The sequence below is a fragment of the Plantactinospora sp. CA-290183 genome, from assembly GCF_050936375.1.
Taxonomy (GTDB): Bacteria; Actinomycetota; Actinomycetes; order Mycobacteriales; family Micromonosporaceae; genus Plantactinospora.
In genome coordinates this window covers 128071-146571 of record NZ_JBNJMX010000002.1, presented here as the reverse complement: position 1 = coordinate 146571, position 18501 = coordinate 128071, and the positions used below count along the sequence as shown (strand labels likewise).

Annotated in this window: 17 protein-coding genes; 11 read left to right on the top strand and 6 right to left on the bottom strand. The window is 74.7% G+C overall.

The features are described from left to right. Positions 1–93: 93 nt before the first annotated feature. The 3 genes from ACQEUR_RS05495 to ACQEUR_RS05485 all read left to right on the top strand — a co-directional run bounded on the left by ACQEUR_RS05495 (position 94) and on the right by ACQEUR_RS05485 (position 3489). Positions 94–573, top strand: a complete 480-nt coding sequence (locus ACQEUR_RS05495) for a SigE family RNA polymerase sigma factor (protein WP_433026322.1) — start codon at positions 94–96, stop codon at positions 571–573. After that, a complete protein-coding gene (locus ACQEUR_RS05490; RefSeq protein WP_433026319.1) occupies positions 573–1682 on the top strand; it encodes an LCP family protein in 1110 nt (369 codons plus the stop codon). Before ACQEUR_RS05495 ends, ACQEUR_RS05490 begins: the two co-directional genes overlap by 1 nt. Positions 1683–1887: 205 nt before the next feature. Further along, the gene (locus ACQEUR_RS05485) at positions 1888–3489 is read left to right on the top strand and encodes a glycosyltransferase (protein ID WP_433027703.1); all 1602 of its coding nucleotides are present in this window, start codon (positions 1888–1890) and stop codon (positions 3487–3489) included. On the opposite strand, the gene ACQEUR_RS05480 is transcribed toward ACQEUR_RS05485, so the two are convergent. Further along, positions 3480–3707, bottom strand: a complete 228-nt coding sequence (locus ACQEUR_RS05480; RefSeq protein WP_433026316.1) for a hypothetical protein — start codon at positions 3705–3707, stop codon at positions 3480–3482. The two genes, ACQEUR_RS05485 and ACQEUR_RS05480, sit on opposite strands and share 10 nt — an antisense overlap. Positions 3708–3939: 232 nt before the next feature. Here ACQEUR_RS05480 and ACQEUR_RS05475 point away from each other — a divergent pair, with 232 nt between their 5' ends. Both ACQEUR_RS05475 and fbaA read left to right on the top strand, forming a co-directional pair. Further along, positions 3940–4320, top strand: coding sequence for a phage holin family protein (locus ACQEUR_RS05475; protein WP_433026313.1), 381 nt, complete (start codon positions 3940–3942; stop codon positions 4318–4320). A 188-nt stretch (positions 4321–4508) separates the two neighbouring features. Beyond that, positions 4509–5534 (top strand): class II fructose-bisphosphate aldolase, encoded by a 1026-nt coding sequence (gene fbaA / locus ACQEUR_RS05470; RefSeq protein ID WP_433026310.1) that lies wholly within the window; start codon positions 4509–4511, stop codon positions 5532–5534. 85 nt (positions 5535–5619) lie between these two features. On the opposite strand, the gene ACQEUR_RS05465 is transcribed toward fbaA, so the two are convergent. Beyond that, entirely contained in the window at positions 5620–6861 is a 1242-nt protein-coding gene (locus ACQEUR_RS05465; protein ID WP_433026307.1) for an LOG family protein, read from the bottom strand. Positions 6862–7116: 255 nt separating this feature from the next. Between ACQEUR_RS05465 and ACQEUR_RS05460 the strand changes: the two genes are divergently transcribed. After that, positions 7117–7545, top strand: a complete 429-nt coding sequence (locus ACQEUR_RS05460) for a DUF3151 domain-containing protein (RefSeq protein ID WP_433026304.1) — start codon at positions 7117–7119, stop codon at positions 7543–7545. Positions 7546–7572: 27 nt separating this feature from the next. On the opposite strand, the gene ACQEUR_RS05455 is transcribed toward ACQEUR_RS05460, so the two are convergent. Next, a complete protein-coding gene (locus ACQEUR_RS05455; protein ID WP_433026301.1) occupies positions 7573–8076 on the bottom strand; it encodes a hypothetical protein in 504 nt (167 codons plus the stop codon). Between the two features lie 194 nt (positions 8077–8270). On the opposite strand from ACQEUR_RS05455, the gene ACQEUR_RS05450 reads away from it, so the two are divergent. Together ACQEUR_RS05450 and ACQEUR_RS05445 are read left to right on the top strand one after the other, a co-directional pair. Then, positions 8271–8789: a SigE family RNA polymerase sigma factor gene (locus tag ACQEUR_RS05450; protein ID WP_433026298.1), complete on the top strand. Its 519-nt coding sequence runs from the start codon at positions 8271–8273 to the stop codon at positions 8787–8789. After that, the gene (locus tag ACQEUR_RS05445) at positions 8786–9691 is read left to right on the top strand and encodes a hypothetical protein (RefSeq protein ID WP_433026295.1); all 906 of its coding nucleotides are present in this window, start codon (positions 8786–8788) and stop codon (positions 9689–9691) included. The genes ACQEUR_RS05450 and ACQEUR_RS05445 overlap by 4 nt, the downstream gene beginning before the upstream one ends. A 71-nt stretch (positions 9692–9762) precedes the next feature. Here the strand turns inward: ACQEUR_RS05445 and ACQEUR_RS05440 are convergent, their stop codons facing one another. Continuing rightward, on the bottom strand, positions 9763–11835 hold the full coding sequence (locus ACQEUR_RS05440; protein ID WP_433026292.1) for a MinD/ParA family ATP-binding protein: 2073 nt from the start codon (positions 11833–11835) through the stop codon (positions 9763–9765). On the opposite strand from ACQEUR_RS05440, the gene ACQEUR_RS05435 reads away from it, so the two are divergent. After that, on the top strand, positions 11828–12982 hold the full coding sequence (locus ACQEUR_RS05435) for a hypothetical protein (protein ID WP_433026289.1): 1155 nt from the start codon (positions 11828–11830) through the stop codon (positions 12980–12982). The two genes, ACQEUR_RS05440 and ACQEUR_RS05435, sit on opposite strands and share 8 nt — an antisense overlap. A 118-nt stretch (positions 12983–13100) precedes the next feature. Here ACQEUR_RS05435 and ACQEUR_RS05430 read toward each other — a convergent pair whose 3' ends face one another. After that, positions 13101–14111 carry a hypothetical protein gene (locus tag ACQEUR_RS05430; RefSeq protein WP_433026286.1) on the bottom strand — a complete coding sequence of 337 codons (1011 nt, stop codon included), beginning with the start codon at positions 14109–14111 and terminating at the stop codon, positions 13101–13103. A gap of 126 nt (positions 14112–14237) precedes the next feature. Here ACQEUR_RS05430 and ACQEUR_RS05425 point away from each other — a divergent pair, with 126 nt between their 5' ends. Further along, a complete protein-coding gene (locus ACQEUR_RS05425; protein ID WP_433026283.1) occupies positions 14238–15536 on the top strand; it encodes an adenylosuccinate synthase in 1299 nt (432 codons plus the stop codon). Positions 15537–15568: 32 nt separating this feature from the next. Beyond that, a complete protein-coding gene (gene purD, locus ACQEUR_RS05420; RefSeq protein ID WP_433026280.1) occupies positions 15569–16837 on the top strand; it encodes a phosphoribosylamine--glycine ligase in 1269 nt (422 codons plus the stop codon). Positions 16838–16862: 25 nt separating this feature from the next. Here the strand turns inward: purD and ACQEUR_RS05415 are convergent, their stop codons facing one another. Then, positions 16863–18437, bottom strand: a complete 1575-nt coding sequence (locus ACQEUR_RS05415; protein WP_433026277.1) for an AMP-binding protein — start codon at positions 18435–18437, stop codon at positions 16863–16865. Positions 18438–18501 lie beyond the last annotated feature (64 nt).

Below are 18501 nucleotides of genomic sequence, written 5' to 3'. Positions count from 1 at the left end.
ACCGGGCGCGGGAAACCGCAATCTTTTCTCCCCGTCGATCCGTCTCTACGGAGGAGAGACTCTGGAGGTGCCCGTGACGCCGAAGAGGTGCCCGTGACGTACGAGGAGTTCGCCGACTCCCGGCTCGCCGCGCTGCTGCGCTACGCGGTGATGCTGACCGGCGATCCCCATCTCGCCCAGGACGTCGTGCAGGAGACCATGGTGCGGGTCCAGCTCAACTGGCGGCGGGTCGCCCGCGCGGACTCGCCGGAGCGGTACGTGCGCCGGATGCTCACCAACCAGTACATCGACTGGCAGCGCGGTTCGTGGTTCCGCCGGGTGGTGCTGCGCGCCGAGCCGGACGAGACGCACGTCGTACGGCTGGACCACGCCGAGCTGACCGCGGACCGGGACCAGGTCTGGTCCTGGCTGGCCCGGCTGCCCCGCCGGCAGCGGGCCGCACTGGTGCTGCGCTACTACGAGGACCTGCCGGACGCGGAGATCGCCGAGGTCCTCGGCTGCGCGGTCGGCACCGTGCGGGCCTCCATCTCCCGTGCCCTAGCCACCCTTCGTGCCGAGTTCGTGGAGGCCTGATGAGAAGCGACGACGACCACCGGCCGACCGAGGGGGCGGGAGTGGTCGAGGACCAACTGCGGGCCGCGTTCGCCCGGCACGAGACGCTGACCCCGGCCGCCGGGCCGCTGCGGGACGCCATCGACCGGGTCACGGTACGGCGACGGCGGCGCCGCCGTAGCGTCCGGATGACCGGCGCGGCGCTGGCCCTGGTCGCCGTGGTGTCGGCCCCGGTGCTCGGGCAGGCGGTGGGCGCCCCGCTGGTGCCGGAGGCGATCGCCCCGCTGGTGCCGCTCGCGCCGGCCCGCCCCGCCGGACCGCTGGACTTCCTGCTGCTCGGCCTGGACGGCGGGGACGGCCGGGACAACGGGCACCGGGCGGACTCGGTGCTGATGGTGCACGTACCGGCCGACCGGAGCCGCCTCTACCTGATCTCGCTGCCCCGGGACCTCGGCGTCGAGGTGCCGGACCGGGGCTTCGCCAAGCTCAACGAGGCGTTCTACCACGGCAGTCACCGGCCGGGCGAGCGGCCGGACCTGGTGGCCGGTACGGAGTTGACCGAACGCACCGTCACCGCGCTGACCGGGGTGCGGTTCGAGGCGACCGCCACCATGACGTACGCCGGGCTGCGGGAGGTGACCGACGCCCTCGGCGGGGTCCGGGTCTGCCTGCCCGAGACGGTTCACTCCGTACACAGCGGACACGCCTTCCGGGCCGGGTGCCAGCAGCTCGACGGGGCCGCCGCGCTGGACCTGCTCCGGCAGCGCTACCGGCTGTCGGCCGGGGCGCACGACCGCGACCGCAACGGCCAGCGGTTCGCCGAGGCGCTGCTGCACCAGGTCGCCGACCCCGCCGTCGCGACGAACCCGGTGCGACTGGCGGCGATCACCCGGGCCGCCGGCCCCGGTCTGCACCTGGACCTGGCCGGCAGGAGCCTGGCGGACCTCTTCACCACCCTGCGGCCGGTGGCCGCCCGGGACGCCGTCGGCATCGGCTGGTCCTACCGCCCCGAGGACGGCGGCCGGTACGAGAGCCTCGATCCGGCGGAGAGCCGCGGCCTCTTCGACGCGCTGCGCCGCGACGACGTGGCCGGCTGGGTGGCGGCGCACCCGCAGCGGGTGACCAGCTGAGCCGACTTGGCTGATCCACCGAGCCGCCCCGAACCGGGGGGTTCCCGACGCCGGCTGTTCACCCGGACGTCACCTCATCCCACCCGCGCTGACCGGCCCGGCCCGTACACTCGCCCGGGTCCGAGGGCGGTCCGGTGGGACGGAGAGGCGAACGATGAGCCACGACGACGCCGGGGACCTCCGCAGCGGTCCCGGCCGGATCGTGATGCTGGTCGACAACGGCGTCAACGGGGACTCCCGGGTGCAGAAGCAGGCCCGGTCGGCCGCCGAGGCGGGCTGGGACGTGATCCTGCTGGGCCGCGCGCCGGGCGGGCAGCCCCAGAGCTGGCGCCTCGGGCGCGCCCAGGTCCGGCTGCTGCCGATGCCCGAACCGCTGTTCCGGCGACGGCACCAGTTCCGGCGCGCCTGGCTGCGCTGGCCGCTGGCGTACCCGCCGAACGGGATCGCGGAACACCGCGCACAGCAGGTGGCGGCCTGGCGTGCGGACCTGCGGGTGCGGGGCGCCCTGCTTGACCGCGCCGCCCGCGCCGGCCGGCCCCGCCCGGTGGCGGAGCGGTGGCGGCGGGTCGAACTGGTCCTCGCGGAGCTGCTCGGCCACTGGGTGTGGGTACGCACCAAGATGCACAACCGGGCCCAGTGGGGACGGCGGTTCCGCAACCCGTGGGACCGGGCGTACACCTGGTTCTGGCAGGCGGTCAAGGGCGACGGCGCCTGGCGTCGGCTCGAACCGGGACTGTGGGACTACGAGCTGGCCTTTGGGCCGGTCGTCGACGAGCTGGCGCCGGACCTGGTCCACGCCAACGACTTCCGGATGCTCGGGGTGGGTGCCCGGGCCAAGCTCCGGGCCGAGGCCGCCGGCCGGCGGGTGGGGCTGGTCTGGGACGCCCACGAGTTCCTGCCGGGGGTCCGCCCCTGGCACAACAACGCCCGCTGGCTGCCCGCGCACCGGGCGCACGAGCGGGAGTACGCCCCGTACGCCGACGCGGTGGTCACCGTCTCGACGGCCCTGGCGGAGCTGCTCCGGGCCGAGCACGACCTGCCCGAGCTACCGGCGGTGGTGCTGAACGCGCCGGCCCTGGGCGACGCGCCGGGCGACGGGCCGGTGCCGGACCTGCGCCAGCGCTGCGGCCTCGACGCCGACGTGCCGCTGGTGGTCTACAGCGGGGCCGCGGCCGAGGCGCGCGGCCTGCGCACCATGCTGGACGCCCTGCCGGAGCTGCCCGGCGTGCACGCCGCGCTGGTGGTCGACCCGACCCGGCCGTACGTGCGCAAGCTGGTCGCGCACGCGGCGAAACTGGGGATCACCGACCGGCTGCACGTGCTGCCGTACGTGGCGCACTGGCACCTGGTGCCGTTCCTGGCCGGCGCGGACGTCGGGGTGATCCCGATCCACCACTGGCCCAACCACGAGATCGCGCTGATCACCAAGTTCTTCGAGTACTCGCACGCCCGGCTGCCCATCGTGGTCAGCGACGTACGGACGATGGCGCAGACCGTACGGTCCACCGGGCAGGGCGAGGTCTTCCGGGCCGGTGACGTGGCCGACTACGTACGGGCGGTGCGGGCGGTGCTGGCCGACCCGGACCGGTACCGGGCCGCGTACGACCGGCCGGGGCTGCTCGACGGCTGGACCTGGGCGTCCCAGGCCGAGATCCTGGAGGGGGTGTACCGACGCCTCCTGCCGGTCTCCACCTGGCCGGGTGCCCCCACAGCGCCGAGTCTCGCGCCCGGGCCGGACCTCGCACCCGAGCCCGAGTTCGCGCCCGGGGCGGCGGGGCCTGCCGCCGGGTCCGGCGATCAGCGGTAGTCGTCGTCGTCCGGGGCGACGACCCGGGCCTGCTCCATGGCGTCCCACTCGTCGACCTCCAGGCTCCGCTGGACCCCCGCGCCGTCGAGCACCGGGTCCTCGGCGCCCGGATCCGCCACCGTCGCCTGCTCCAGCGCGTCGTCCGGGTTGGCCTCCGGATCGCGCTCGTCCGGGCTGAGATGCTCACCGGGCGCGAAGTCCTCGTCGGGCTGAGCCATGCCGCCTCCTGCGTCTACGCTGCGTGTCGACCGTCCGGCCGCATCCTCACGGTACGTGTCCGGCACCTGTCGTGCCGCCGGGGGGCGCCTGGTCGGCGACTGTCCTGCCCGCTCCCCGGCGGCGGTAAACCGCCGGACGGACCGCGCCCGGCGGCGGCTGACCGCCCGGCCGGCCGGGGTCCACTCGGCGCAATGTCCCGCCGCGGTCCGGCACGCGTGCCAGGATGGAACCGTGGGTCTCCTGGTCAGGCTGGTGATCAACGCCGTGGCGTTGTGGATCACCAGCCTGCTGGTGCCCGGCATCGACGTGACCGGCCGGTCGGGCTGGGAGAACGCGCTGACCCTGCTCGTGGTCGCGGTCATCTTCGGCGTCGTCAACGCGGTGCTGAAGCCGATCATCCACGTCGTCGGCTGCGTGTTCTACGTCCTCACCCTCGGGCTGTTCGCGCTGGTCGTCAACGCGCTGCTCTTCCTGCTCACCGACTGGCTGGCCCACCTGTTCGACCTGCCGTTCCAGGTGGACGGCTTCTGGCCGGCCTTCTGGGGCGCCATCGTGATGGCGGTGGTGAGTTGGCTGATCAGCGTCGTGGTGCCGGAGCGCGGCGAGAGATGACCCGCCGGGTCGGACGGCCGCCGGGGCCCGGCACGGTCCGGCGCCCGGTCCGGCCGGCACCCGGGCGGGTGGGTTGCGGCGGCGCGAGCGCCCTGCGGGATACTTCCGGCGGAGGACAGCGCGGTCCGGCGCACGCACGACAGACAGCGGCCGAGGTGGCCGAGAGCGGTTAGTAAGGAGCGTTTGACATGCCCATCGCTTCCCCCGAGGTCTACGCCGAGATGCTTGACCGCGCCAAGGCGGGCCGGTTCGCATATCCCGCGATCAACGTGACGTCCTCGCAGACGCTCAACGCGGCGCTGCGGGGCTTCGCCGACGCGGAGAGCGACGGCATCATCCAGGTCTCCACCGGTGGCGCCGAATACCTCTCCGGCCCCAGCGTCAAGGACATGGTCACCGGCGCGGTGGCGTTCGCGGCCTTCGCCCGCGAGGTGGCCAAGAAATACAGCATCAACGTCGCACTGCACACCGACCACTGCCCGAAGAACAAGCTGGACGGCTTCGTCCGCCCGCTGATGGCCATCTCCAAGGAGCGGGTGGCGCGCGGCGAGGAGCCGCTGTACCAGTCGCACATGTGGGACGGCTCGGCGGTGCCGGTGGCGGAGAACCTGGAGATCGCCTCCCAGCTCCTCGACGAGGCGGCGGCCGGGCACATCGTGCTGGAGATCGAGGTCGGCGTCGTCGGTGGCGAGGAGGACGGTGTCGAGGGCGCGATCGACGACAAGCTCTACACCACCGTCTCCGACGGCCTCCAGATGGTCGAGGCGCTCGGCCTCGGCGAGAAGGGCCGCTACATGGCGGCGCTCACCTTCGGCAACGTGCACGGCGTCTACAAGCCGGGCAACGTCAAGCTGCGCCCGGAGATCCTCAAGGAGATCCAGGACGCGGTCGGCGCCAAGTACGCCAAGGAGAAGCCGCTCAGCCTGGTCTTCCACGGCGGCTCCGGCTCGCTGCTCTCCGAGATCCGCGAGGCGCTGGACTACGGCGTGGTGAAGATGAACATCGACACCGACACCCAGTACGCGTTCAGCCGCCCGGTCGCGGACCACATGTTCCGCAACTACGACGGCGTACTGAAGGTCGACGGCGAGGTCGGCAACAAGAAGATGTACGACCCCCGGGTGTGGGGCAAGGCGGCCGAGGCCGGGCTCGCCCAGCGGGTCGTCGAGGCGTGCGAGCACCTCCGCTCGACCGGCACCACGATCGCCAAGTAGTTCTCCGTCCGTTCCGACGGCGGGCGGCCGGCACCTGTCATCGGGGTGCCGGCCGCCCGCCGTCGTTTCCGGCCCCGCGGCCGGGCTACGGGCCGGTGCTCCAGGGTTTCCCGGTGAGCAGCTGTACCGCCTCGTGCACGTCGTCGGTGACGTGCACCGAGCCGGAGAGGTCCCCGGCCGGCGAGAGCGCCAGCAACGGCCGCAGCAGCGTCTCGATCGGCAGCGTGCTGGTCCAGAACGCACTATCCAGGAAGACGTACGGGCCGCTGGCGCCGTCGCTGGCGTAGAACGTCTTCGTCGCCGCCTGGAACACCTCCTGGACCGTCCCGGCCCGTCCGGCGGCGAAGACGATCCCGCCCCGGGCCAGCCGCAGGATCGTGTCCTCCCGGATGGCGTTGGAGAAGTACTTCGCGATCCGGCCCGCGAAGAGGTTCGCCGGCTCGTGCCCGTACAGCCAGGTGGGGATGGCCAGGCCACCGCGCCGGGCCCACGAGTGCGGGTCGGTCGAGGTGCCGTCCCCGCCCGACCGGGCCGCCGGGACGGGCGTGGCGTACCGGGCCCGCACCCGCAACGCCGCCTCGGTGTACGGGTCGTGGTCGGTGAAGTCCGGGGCCGCCGCGAGCATGTCGATCGCCGCGCCGAGTTCGCTGGCCGGATGCCCGGAGAGGTACGCCCCGAGGTTGGCCGCCTCCATCACCCCCGGGCCGCCCCCGGTGACCACCAGCCGACCGACCCGGGCCAGCTCCCAGCCCAGGGTGGCGGCCAGCCGGTACGCGGTGGTGCCCCGGGGGGCCGCGTGACCGCCCATCACCCCGATCACCGAACCCGGCCCGTGGGTCGCGAGCCACGCCCGGGTGGCGTCGGCGAGCGCGTTGTCGATGCCGTGGTCGTGCAACCGCTGGGCCAGCGCCTCCCGCACCTCTGGCAGGGCGCCGCCGTGCACCCGGAAGTGCTCGTACACCCGGCTGTCGTACATCCCGGCGAAGCCGCCCTGGGCGAAGCCGTCGGCCAGGTCCTCCGGGGTGTAGAGCCGGGGCGGCTGGGTCGGGTACGGCAGACCGGCGAACGGCGGTACGACGTGCGCGCCGCGCCGTACCACCTCGGCCTCGACCTCCGGCGAGGCGAACCGGCAGCCCACGAAGAGGGTGTCGGTCAGGTCGACGGCGGCCAGCTCGGGCACCGGCGGGAGATCCAGCCGCAGCCCCTGGACGGTGAGGCCGGCCAGACTGCCGGCCCGCAGGTGCGATTCGAACTCGGCGCGGGACTCGATCTCGTCGGCGGTGTCGTCGTGTGGTTCGAGGACGTCGGCAGGCGGTGGACTGGGCACCTCGCCATCTTGCCCACCGGAGGCAAGCGCTACCCCATTCGAGCGGCCCGCCGCCGCGCTGACCGGCGAGAGCCCGGTGACCTCGGTCACCGGGCTCTCTGTTACCGGGTCCTGGGGAGGCTCCGGACCTTCATTTGTAGTCCAGTCCGCCGTCCCGCGCACCGGCCGCACGCGTGACGAAACCCTCAGCCGTTCAGCCAGCATGCGCGGCGGGGCCCCTCGCCAGCCGACGGTCGGGCCAGGTTGAATGGTCGGATGCAGAACCTCTTGCCCGAACCGCCGGCCACGCTCCTGCCCGAGCACGCCGAGGCCGAAGCGGCGCTCGCCGAGGCGCGGAGCGTGGACACCGACGAGGCGTACGCCTCGGTCGCCGCGCACCACCCGACCTTCAGCGCGGCCTGGGCGGCACTGGGCTCGCGGGCCTTCGCCTCGGGTCAGACGGTGGCCGCGTACGCCTACTCGCGTACCGGCTATCACCGGGGGCTCGACCAGCTGCGCCGCAGCGGCTGGAAGGGGCACGGGCCGGTGCCGTGGGCGCACGCGCCCAACCGGGGGTTCCTGCGCTGCCTGCACCTGCTGTCCCGGGCGGCCGGCGAGATCGGCGAGTCCGACGAGGCCGCCCGGTGTGCCCAGTTCCTCCGCGACTGCGACCCGGCCGCCGGCGACGCTCTCTCCGGCAGCTGAGGCCCGGCCGCCCCGACGGCGGCCCCGCTACGACGGCCGGGGCGTGAGCACCAGCACGGCGCGCCCCCGGCTGGCGGGCTCCATACCGATGTCCAGGTGGGTGTAGGAGCGGAAGCCGACCGATCCCTGGCCACCCGGACCCACCGACTGCTCCAGCCGCCCGCCGTGCGGCGGGTCGATTCGCCACTGGATGCCGTCCGGGCCGGCCGCCACGACCGCCAGCTCCGGGTAGTAGAACTTTTTGCTGTCGAGCCGGATCCGGATCGCCTTGGAGACCAGCAGCCGGCAGTCCCCGTCGAAGCAGTCCCGGGCGTTGGTGCTGGGCCGGGCGGTGGATCCGCCCGGGGTGGCCGAGGCGCTCGGCGAGGACAGCCCGGGGCCGGGCGAGGCGTCCGGCGTGCCGGGCGAGGCGCTGCCCGACGCGGCCGGGCTCGGCAGGCTCGGAGCGGCGGCCGGTCGCCTCTCCTCGACGGTGCCGCAGCCGACCAGGGCGAGGGCGAGGGCCGGGACGACGGCCGCGAAGACACGCATCAGCTCTACTCCGTTCCAGCGATCTGCTTCCATCTTTCGGCCCGGCGCACCCCGCGCCGGGCCCTCTGTCTAACAGACCGGGTCGGGAGGGGTCCCGGGCCGCCGCGCGGAAACCCCGGTCGCCGGGGCAACCGGGTCAGGGCAGGGCCGGTCTAGTACGGGTGAACGCCGGATCCAGCAAGAGGGAGCGGCCCGTGGGCACAGACACCGAGAGCGACCTGCAGTCCTTCGTCGAAGGGCGTTACCTGCACCTGCGCCGTACCGCCTATCTGCTCTGCGGTGACTGGCACCGTGCCGAGGACCTGGTGCAGACCGCCCTGGCCCGGGTGGTGGTCGCGGCGCGTCGACGTGCGATCGAGAACCTCGACGCGTACGCCCGGATCGTCCTGACCCGGGTCTACCTCGACGACCGGCGGCGGCTGCCCCGGTGGCGGGAGCGCTTCCTCGGGTCGCCGGAGGAGCGCCCGGCGCCTCCCGACGACCAGGCGTTGACGTTGACGATCATCGAGGCGCTCCGTGCCCTGCCACCCCGGCAGCGCGCGGCGGTGGTGCTGCGCTACTGGGAGGACCGCAGCACGGAGGAGACCGCGGAGGTGCTGGGCGTGACGACCGGGACGGTCAAGAGCCAGTGCGCGAAGGCACTGGCGGCGCTGCGCGGTCCGCTCGCGGAGATGCGGCCGGAGTTTTCGTTGAACAGAAGGGGCGGGAAATGACCGGAAGCGATGACATCCGCGGCGTGCTGCGGTTGGCGGCGACAGTGGACGAACCACCGCCGCGGGCGGGATCGGCGGGGGTTTTCACCCGCGCCCGGACGATCCAGCGCCGTCAGCGGATGGCCACCGGGCTGGCGGGCGCCTCGACCCTCGGCGTGCTCGCCGTGGCCACGGCCGCCGTCGCCGGCCCGTTCGGCCTGCTGCCCGGCTCCGGGGGTGCGCAGGGGCCGGCCGCCGGTCCGTCGGCGGTGCAGACCGGCACGCCCCGCTCGGACGTTCCGCTCGACGAGGTGATGGTGCTCGTGACGCTGCGGGCGCTGCTTCCGCCCGACGCGACCGTTTCCGACGAGATCGCCGAGCGGGGCCTCGCCAGGCTGGTGATGGCGGACTCGGCGGGACGGAGCACCGTCGAGATCAACATCCAACCGCGATTCGCGGCCGGCGCTGTCAAGGGCGGTGGTGATCCGGTACTGGCCCGGTACGACTGCGCGCGGCGTACCGATCCGAGCGGCACGACCTGTGAGGCGAGCCTGCTCCCCGACGGGACCCGGATGGTCGCCACGAGCGGGCCGAGCGAGCGGAGCGGTTCCGCCGTGACCAGGCGGAGCGTCGACAGCCTGAGCTCCGACGCGTTACGGGTCGTGGTGACGACCTGGAACGCGGTGGACCTGGAGGGCGACGCGACCACCCGTCCCGAGCCCGCGCTCGACCTGGGCCAGCTGCGGAAGATCGCGACCGACGACCGGTGGTCCACGTGGGCGATGGACGGCCCCGGCCCGTCCGGCGCCCCCGGGTCGCCGGGCGTCCCCGGCACTCCTGGCGGTCCCGGTTTCCCCGGCACTCCGCCTGGGCCTGCTGGGCTCGGCGGGGCCGCGACTCCCGGTGGCGCGGCGATCGGATAGTCGACGGCCGGAGCGGAGGCGCTGTCACGCCGGGTGCGTACCCCCGGCGTCGGCAGCGCCTCCGACCGGTGTCAGAGCCCCTCGGCGACCGCCGCGGCGATCTTCAACCAGGCGTCCCGGGTCGCGGACGAGAGCTGGGCGTACCGCATCGGCTCGCCGGTGTCGATCAACCGCTCGTACGGGGCCAGCAGCACCGTACGGGTGCGGGCCGAGAAGTGCCGCTGGATCGCGGGCAGGTCGATCTCCTTGCGGGACGGTGGCATCGAGACCACGGTCACCGCCTGCCGGACGAGCCGCTGCCGACCGCTCTGCTCCAGGTGGTCCAGCATCCGGGCCGCCGTCTCGGCCGAGTCGTTCCGCGCGGACATCGTGATCAGCAGCTGGTCCGTGGCGTCGATCGCCGCCTGCCAGTTCTGCGCCCGTACGTTGTTGCCGGTGTCCACGAAGATCAGCTTGTAGAACCGGCTCACCACCTCGCGGATCTCGCCGAAGGCGGCGGCGGTGAGCATCTCGCCACCGGTCGCCGACTCGTCCGAGGCGAGTACGTCGAACATGCCCTCGCTCTGTGAGCGGACGTACTGGGACAGGTCGCCGACCCGCCCCTGCGCTCCCCTGAACTGGGGCAGGTCGCGCAGCAGGTCCCGCACCGTACGGGAGTGGAAGTCCTGCTGGGCCCGCATGCCCAGGGTGCCCTGGGTCTCGTTGTTGTCCCAGGCCAGCACGTAGCCGCCGCGCTTCTGCCCGAACGTCATCGCGAGCAGCAGGATCGCCACCGTCTTGCCGGCGCCGCCCTTCGGGTTGACCACGGTCACCTGCCGCAGCCCGCCGAAGTTGCGCCGGACCATCTCGATGTCCTGCTTGATCTCCTGCTCGTGCCGGCCCGGTGCGAGCCGGACCAGCCCGAGCGTCGTCTTGTTCACCGCGGCCCGGACGCCCATGGTGGCGACCGGATCGGCCGGCCGGGCGGCCCGCCGGCGGGCGAACTCCTCGGCGGTGGGCGCCGACGACGAGTCGGGCGTCCAGATCGGATCGGCGTAGTTCTGCACCGGGTTCGGGGCCGGCTGGCCCGGCACCCGGACCACGCCCGGCGCCTCCGGGTACGGCTGCTGCGGCACCTCCGCGACCCCGGGGTGCGGGGGGACCGGCGGCGGCTCGTGCCCGGGCGGCGGCGCCTGCGGCCAACCGGCCGGCGGGCCGGGCGGGGCCGGCGGCTGCCCGGGTACCGGTTGCGGGGGCGGCGGTGCCGGATAGCCCGGCTGGGCGGGGTAGCCCGCCTGGGGCGGGTAGCCGGGCTGTCCCGGGTAACCCGGCTGGGCCGGATAGCCGGGCTGCGGCGGGTACCCGGGCTGGGGCGGATAGCCCGGCTGACCGGGATGGCCCAGGGCCGGTGGCGGGTAGCCGGGGTAGCCCGGCTGGGCCGCCGTGGGGGGCGGCGGTGGTGGCTGCGGCGGTTGCCCGATTCCCGGCGGGTAGGTCGGGATCGGGCGGGTCGCGGAGTAGGTCCCCGGGGCGGGTGTCGGTGGGAACGGCCCGGGCGGTGTCGGCGGTGCCGAGTGTGGCGGTGCCGCGTGTGGCGGTGCCGAGTGTGGCGGAGCGGAGTGCGGCGGCGCGGCGTGCGGCGGCGCGGCGTGCGGCGGCGCGGCGTGCGGCGGCGCGGCGTGCGGTGCGGTTGGCGGAGCCGGCTGGGCTCCGGCCCCCGCCTGCGCGCCGCTCGGGCGCTGCAGCGGGTGTGCCCACGGGGACTCCGCCGGCCGGGCCTGCGCGGCGCCGTCCGCCTGCGCTGCCCGGATGGCGCCGGGCAGGGTGGCCCGACCGCGCGCCGGCTCGGCGGTCGGGGACGACCCCGTCCGGCCCGGACCGCCCGCCTCGGGGTCGGATCCACGCTGCGCGTTGGTGCCGGTGCCGTCGGTGCCGGAGCTGCCGTCGTCAGCCGACTCCGCCCGGCCGCCCGCGGCAGCCCGGCCGCTGACGGAGGCGGAGCCGCTGGCCGCCGAAGGGCCGCTGGCCGCCGCGGAGCCACTGACCGAGGCGGATCCGGTGGCCGAGGTGGCACTGCCGGTCGAGGCGGTACCGGTGGTCGCGATGCCGGCCGCGCCGGTGCCGGGGACCGTTCCCGGCGTCGCCGCACCGGCTGGCGTGGACACGGTCCCGCTGGCGGGGGTGACCGAGGCGGACCCGGCGGTCGGGCCGCTGACCGGCGCGGATGAGATCCCGCCGGTCGGGGCGCTTCCGGGCGCGGTTCCGCTGGTCGGGGCGACGGAGGCCGATCCCGTGGCCGGGCCGCTGACGGGCGCGGACGCGACCTCGCCGGTCGGGGCGCTCACGGCTGCGGTTCCGGTCCCGGGGGCGACGGAGGCCGATGCGTCGGCCGGACCGCTGGCCGGCGCGACCGCGCCGGTCGGACCGCTCACCAGCGCCGCTCCGCTCACCGGGGCGACGGAGGCCGCACCACCCGCCGGGCCGCTGACCGGGGCGGATCCGCCCGCCGGTCCGCTGACCGGCGCGGACGGGGCCGTCGGGGCGACGGAGGCCGACCCCGTGGCGGGCCGGACGGCCGCCGAGCCGGTCGAGGGCCGGACCGAGGCGGATCCGGTCGGACGGACCCCGGTCGAGCCGGCGCGCCGGTCGGGGGCCGGTGCCGTCCCGGAGGTCGGCTCGGGCCGCGACGGTGCCGGAGACGCTCCGCCGTTCTCCTGCGGGGTCGCTGTGCTGCCCCGGGTGCCGGCGCCTCCCCCGGCGGGGGGTCGCGCCAGCGGAGGTGCCCCGGCGACCAGGGACCACTTGCGGGTGGGCGGCCCGGACTGCTCCTCGTCGTCGTTCGCCGGGGCGTTGGCGGCGGGCGTCGGTGGACCACCCGGCAGCGGCGGCCCGGGCGGGCCACCCGGCCGGTACCCACCGGGACCGGTGCTGAACGGAGCCGCCGTGCCGGGAGCCGTGGGGGGCGGGACGTTGGGGGCTCCCGGTGCCGACGGTGCTGCACCGGGGATCGGGGCCGTGCCGGGGCGGACGCCGGGGGCGAACGGAGAAGCGGGGCCGGCTCCGGGCGGGGCGGCACCGGGCCCCGGCGGCGTGGCCGAGGGGATCGGGTTCGCGCCGGGCGGCGTCGGGGGGTGGAACGGCTCGGCGATGACCGGTTGCGGTACGCCACCCAGCGACCCCGACGGAGTGACGTCGGGTCGAGGAGCACCGGCGGACCAGGCGGGCCCGGAGTTCGTGTCGTCGCGAGGCTCGGCGACGATCTCGTCCGGTGGCCACAGTGGTTCGACCTCCCGCCGCGCCACGGGCCCTTGACCCGGCACGTACGCCCGATCCGGATGGTTGTCCGCCACGGCTTACCTCCCCCTCCTCCCACCGAGGATATGCCCGGCCGATCGGTCTGGTCGGGCACGGAGGTCCCCTACCTACCCTCTCACGAGGGATCAATGTCGTACACGGCCCATGCCCCCGGTTCAGTCCACCACGATCTCTTCCGGCTGAGGGTGTCCGCCACTCCGTCGTCCAGGAAGGGGACCTCCGGGTCCCGGGGGTTGACCGCCACGGCCCGGCCCCGGGCCCGGCGCACCTCCAGGCGTACCCGCCGGCGTCCCCAGCGCGAACGGGTGGTCACCGGTACGGCGACGGCCACCTCGACCAGGCCGTCGGTCGGGTCCGCGGTGGACAGCAGCCGTACCCCGGCCTGTTCGGCGTAGCCGCCCGCGTTGCCGATCGCACAGGCCAGCAGCGGGTCGTCGCCGTCGGAGAGGACCATGTCGTCGACCTCCACCCGAGCCCGCCAGGCCAGCGGCTGGCCGGCCTCGTTGGCGGCACCGACGAGGGCGCCGTCCAGGGTGACCGAACCGCCGTCGTTGCGCAGCAGGTCGAGGCGGCGGACCCGGCCCTCCAGCACCGCCGCGGCCACGGCGGCGGGGTCGCGGGGCAGCCCGAGCTGCCCGGCCAGGTCCGACGGCGCATCGGTGCCGACCCGCGCGGTGCCGGCCGGATCCAGCGGAAGGATCGCGATGGCGGGGAGGTCGGGCAGGGTGCGGTCGGCGGCGAGGTCGGCCGGGCGGCGGCTCGGCGGCGGGGCGTACCGGCGGACCAGCCGGCGCATGACGGCGCGTAACTGACTGTCACTCGCCGTAGCCACGACGAGCCTGGTCCTGCCGTCCGGGTCCGGCCAGTCCAGGCCGTCCGGCCGTGCCGGACCGTCGAGCCGGGCCAGTACGGCGTCGATCTCCGCATTGGACCGTGCGGTCACCGTCTCGACCCGGGCGCCGCGCGCGGTGAGGGCGTCGGCACAGCTCAGCACCGGTACGCGTGGAGTGTCGACGCAGTCACCCCGAGCGTCGGCCGGGCCGGAGCCGCAGCATCCCCCGCCCGAGCCGCAGCTCGCCGCGCCGTCCTCACCCTTGCCCAGGGTGAGCAGTACCACGTCGTACACCGGAGCTGGCCTCCCGCCTCTCGCCCGGCCACCGCTGGCCGGGTCGTCACTTTTTGTTAGCCTGACACCTCGGGCTCGCCACGCGGTCGCCACCTGGCACCCGAGCCCCCTGGAGGCGGGTTAGAGATGCCGGCGATCGTGCTCATCGGGGCGCAGTGGGGCGACGAGGGCAAGGGCAAGGTTACCGACCTGCTGGGAGAGCGGGTCGACTACGTCGTCCGCTACTCCGGCGGCAACAATGCCGGGCACACCGTGATCACCCCGGACGGGCAGAAGTACGCGCTGCACCTGATGCCGTCGGGCGCGCTCTCCCCGAACGCCGTGATCATCATCGGCAACGGCGTCGTGGTGGACCCGAAGGTCCTGCTCTCCGAGATCGACGGCCTCGCCGAGCGGGGCGTCGACGTGTCCCGGCTGCGGATCTCCGGCGACGCGCATCTGATCATGCCGCACCACCGGGCGCTGGACCGCGTCGTCGAGCGCTACCTCGGCTCGTCCCGGATCGGCACCACCGGCCGGGGCATCGGCCCGGCGTACGGCGACAAGGTCGCCCGGATGGGCATCCGGGTGCAGGACCTGCTCGACCCGGGCATCCTGCGCAAGAAGCTGGAGCTGGTGCTCCGGGAGAAGAACCAGATGCTGTTCAAGGTCTACAACCGCAAGGCGCTGGACGTCGAGGCGGTGACCGAGGAGTACCTGGCCTACGCGGAGCGGCTGCGGCCGTACATCGCCGAGACCCGGGCGATCCTCTGGGACGCGCTGGACCGGGACGAGACGGTCCTGCTGGAGGGCGCCCAGGCGACCATGCTGGACATGGACCACGGCACCTACCCGTTCGTGACCTCGTCCAACCCGACCGTCGGGGGCGCCTGTGTGGGCGCCGGCATCCCGCCGACCGCGATCACCCAGGTGATCGGCGTGACCAAGGCGTACACCACCCGGGTCGGTTCCGGGCCGTTCCCGACCGAGCTCTTCGACGCCAACGGGGCACACCTGCGCAAGGTCGGCGCCGAGTACGGCACCACCACCGGCCGGGAGCGCCGGTGCGGTTGGTTCGACGCGGTGGTCGGCCGCTACGCCGTACGGCTCAACGGCATCACCGACCTGGTGGTGACCAAGCTCGACGTCCTCTCCGGGCTGGAGAAGGTGCCGATCTGCGTCGGGTACGAGATCGACGGTGAGCACTACGACGACATGCCGATGACGCAGACCGCGATCCACCACGCGAAGCCGGTCTACGAGGAGCTCGACGGCTGGTCAGAGGACATCTCCAAGGCGCGCTCCGAGGCGGAGCTGCCGGAGGCCGCCCGCCGTTACATCGCCCGGATCGAGGAACTCTGCCGCGCCCGGGTCAGCGTGGTCGGGGTCGGCCCGGGACGCGAGGAGAACGTCGTCCGGCACGAACTGCTGCCGGCCAGCCGCTGACCCGCCGGCGGCAGTCCGTAGGATCGGGCGTCGTGCGCGTACTTCTCATCGGTGGTGGCGGGCGGGAGCATGCGCTCGCGCTCGGCCTGGCCGCCGACCCCGCCGTCGACCACCTGACCGCCGCACCGGGCAACCCGGGCATGGCCGGCGTCGCGGAGCTGCGGGAGGTCTCGGCCGCTGACCCCGCCTCGGTGGCGGCGCTGGCCGTGGAGACCCGGGCCGACCTGGTCGTGATCGGACCGGAGGCGCCGCTCGTCGCCGGGGTCGCCGACGCGGTACGGGCGAAGGGCATCGCCTGCTTCGGCCCGTCGGGCGGAGCGGCCCGGATCGAGGGCTCGAAGGCGTTCGCCAAGGACGTGATGGCCGCCGCCGGGGTGCCGACCGCCCGCGCCTACGCGGTGACCGACGCCGACCGCCCGGAGGGGACCGCCACGGTCGCCCGGGCGCTGGACGAGTTCGGCGCGCCGTACGTGGTCAAGGACGACGGACTCGCCGCCGGCAAGGGTGTGGTGGTCACCGACGACCGGGCGGTCGCGCTGACGCACGCCGCCGCCTGCGGCCAGGTGGTGGTCGAGGAATACCTCTCCGGCCCGGAGGTCTCCCTCTTCGTGGTCACCGACGGCGAGACCGCGCTGCCGCTGCTGCCGGCCCAGGACTTCAAGCGGGTCGGCGACGGCGACACCGGGCCGAACACCGGGGGCATGGGCGCGTACACCCCGCTGGGCTGGCTGCCCGAGGGCACCGTCGAGCAGGTGATGGCCACCGTGGTCCAACCCACCCTCGCGGAGCTGCGCGGACGCGGCACGCCGTTCAGCGGTCTGCTCTACGTCGGGCTGGCCATCACCCCGGACGGACCGCGGGTGATCGAGTTCAACGCGCGCTTCGGCGACCCGGAGACCCAGGCGGTGCTGGCGCTGCTGGAGACGCCGCTCGCCGGGCTGCTGCACGCCGCCGCGACCGGCACCCTGGCCGGGCACCCGCCGCTGCGCTGGCGCCCCGGGGCGGCGGTCACCGTCGTCCTCGCCTCGGCCGGCTACCCGGGCACGCCACGCACCGGCGACGTGGTCACCGGCGCCGACCGGGCCGGGATCATCCACGCCGGCACCGCGCGGCGGGCCGCCGACGGCGCCCTGGTCTCCGCGGGCGGCCGGGTGCTGAGCGGTACGGCCGTCGGCGCGGACCTCGCCGCGGCCCGGGACGCCGCGTACGCCCTGGTCGCGGGGGTCGGTCTGGACGGCGCCCACTACCGGCGGGACATCGCCGAGGCGGCCGCCGCCGGTCGGGTCACGCCGCCGGCCTGACCCGCCGGGGTGACACCGGTCGACGTCAGGCGCGGTGGTAGCGGCGCAGTTCCCCCTTCAGCACCTTGCCGGTGGCGTTGCGCGGCAGCGCCGGTACGAAGATGACGTCCCGGGGGACCGAGAAGCGGGCCCGGTAGCGGCGCACGTACTCGCGTACCGCCTCCGGGTCGAGGTGTTCGCCGCGCCGCAGCACCAGGTACGCGGTGAGCCGCTGGCCGTACTCGGCGTCGGGTACGCCGATCACCGCCACCTCGCGTACCTGGGGCAGCTCGGCGAGCAGGTCCTCCACCTCGGACGGGTAGACGTTCTCACCACCGGAAATGATCATGTCGTCGGTCCGGCCGTCGACGAAGAGCAGCCCCTCGGCGTCCAGGTGGCCGAGATCGCCGGTCTCCAGCAGTTCGCCCCGCCGCGCGTGCTCGGCGCCGGAGGTGTACCCCTCGAAGAGCATCTCGTTGCCGACGAAGATCCGGCCGGTGGCTCCGGCCGGCACCGGGTCACCGGCCCGGTCCAGGATCGCCAGCCGGGTGCCGTGCGGCGGCCGGCCGGCGGTGCCGGGGTGCCGTCGCAGGTCGGCCGGGGTGGCGATGGAGGCCCAGGAGACCTCGGTGGAGCCGTACAGGTTGTAGAGCACGTCGCCGTGGCGGTCCATGAAGCGCGTCGCCAGCCCGCCCGGCAGGGCCGAACCGCTCACCGCCACCACCTCCAGCGGGGGCCGGGGCGCGGCCTCGGCCGGGACCTCCAGCAGCCGCTGCACCATCACCGGTACGGCGAAGAGTGCCGTGCACCGGTGCCGGTCGGCCGCGTGCAGCGTGGCCAGCGGGTCGAACCGGCGCTGGAGCACCACGGTCCCGCGCAGCGCGAAGGCGACCTGGAGGGCGGCGTACCCCCAGGTGTGGAAGACCGGCGCCGCGATCAGCATCCGGGTCCCGGCGCGCAGCGGGATCCGGTCGATGATGGCGACCAGCGGACCGAACCCGCCCGGGGTGGGGCGGCGGGCGCCCCTGGGCGCGCCCGTGGTGCCGGAGGTGAGCACGATGGTCCGGCCGTCCCGCCCGGGCCGGCGCAGCTCGCCGGGCGGGGCGTTGTCGACCAACTCCGCGAGCCGGCGCTCGTCCACCCGGTGCAGTCCGGCCGGGAGCCCGACGGCCCGGTCGGCGAACTCTGTGTCGTGCACCAGCAGCCGCAGCCGTTGCTCCCCGGCGACGATCCCGAGCTGGGCACCGGAGAGCCCGGTGTTGACCAGCACGATGTCGGCGCCGAGCAGGGTGCCGGCGACCGCCGTCTCGACCAGGCCGTGGTGGTTGCGGCAGAGCACGCCGATCCGGTCGCCCTCCCGGATCCGGTACGCGGCGCGCAGCGCCCGGGCCAGCCGCTCGGCCCGGTCCAGCAGCTCCCGGTAGGTCAGCTCGCCCCGCGCCTCGTCGATGATCGCCGGGCGGTCCGGGTCCCGGGCGGCGGCCTGGCGCAGCTCACCGGCGAGGCTGAGGCCCCAGGTGCGCAGCGCGCCGAGCTGCTGGGCGATCCGGACCGGCGAACCGGGCTTGAGCAGCCCCCGCCGGGTCAGCGTCCCGACGAGAAACGGCAGGTCCGCGTGCAAGGAGGGGCCCCCTATTATCGTTTTCTGTATAGGAAGGGGCCCTTCCTAACGCCTCGGCGGCCGG